The following is a 974-nucleotide window of genomic DNA, read 5'->3' as shown; positions in this document are numbered from 1 at the left end:
ACGCCAGAATTCCTCCGCGGTTAGAACCTGATCCTCGCCAAACTGGAAAAGCACTTCAAGGTTCGGAGCTTGGAAATTACTGGCGGTATCGCATTGGCGACTATCGCATCCTATGTGACCTGCAGGATCATCGGCTAATAGTGTTGGTTGTGGAAATCGGCCACCGGCGCGAGGTCTATCGCTAAACACTGTCCGGAGTCAGGAAGCTTATTTCAAAAATGCCAAATCTGGATCGAGGCGATTTCACCTTGCGCGTCTGCGATGGCATTGGCGCGTTCACACAAACGGAGTGGTCCGAGCTTTCCGGGACATCGCGCGATGCGCCCGATTACAATCCTTTCCTGTCGCATGCCTTCTTGTCTGCACTCGAAGATTCCGGTTGCGTCGCGCGCAAAGCCGGCTGGCTGCCGCAGTTTCTACGTCTGGAAGACGACTGTGGCGCACTGATCGGTGCCGTCCCCTGCTATCTGAAGAGCCACAGCCAGGGTGAGTACGTCTTCGATCACGGCTGGGCCGATGCGTTCGAGCGGGCGGGCGGGCGCTACTATCCGAAATTGCAGGCGAGCATCCCCTTCACTCCGGCGACGGGGCCGCGTTTGCTGGTTCGGCGCGATCAGGATGGCGATGCGGTTCGGGCGGCTCTCGCCAATGGTCTGCGCCAGCTCACCATTCAACTCGGCGTTTCGTCAGCCCATTCCACCTTCGTCACTGAAACCGATCTGCCTGCCTTCACAGATGCGGATTTCCTGCATCGCATCGACCAGCAGTTCCATTTCTTCAATGAAGGCTATTCCACCTATGACGATTTCCTGGAAACGCTTGCCTCGCGGAAACGCAAGGCACTGAAGAAGGAACGACGCGAGGCACTCGCCGACGACATCAGCGTCGATCGGCTGACTGGCGGCCAGCTCACCCAGGAAATCTGGGATACTTTTTTTGCATTCTATATGGATACTGGCAGCCGCAAATGGGGT

The 974-nt window shown here is 57.0% G+C and carries 2 protein-coding genes; both read left to right on the top strand.

Annotated features, from left to right (window positions below; genetic code table 11):
* Positions 1-185 (top strand): type II toxin-antitoxin system RelE family toxin (locus ACXJ5O_RS28265; RefSeq protein WP_457302805.1); only part of this gene is annotated, 185 nt, incomplete at its 5' end.
* 33 nt (positions 186-218) lie between these two features.
* Positions 219-974, top strand: a 756-nt coding sequence (locus ACXJ5O_RS28260; protein WP_457302804.1) for a peptidogalycan biosysnthesis protein, incomplete at its 3' end; no start/stop codon positions are given.

It is taken from the genome of Phyllobacterium sp. P5_D12, assembly GCF_054049495.1.
Note: the sequence above shows the minus strand (reverse complement) of the source record. Positions and strands in the feature narration are given on the sequence as shown.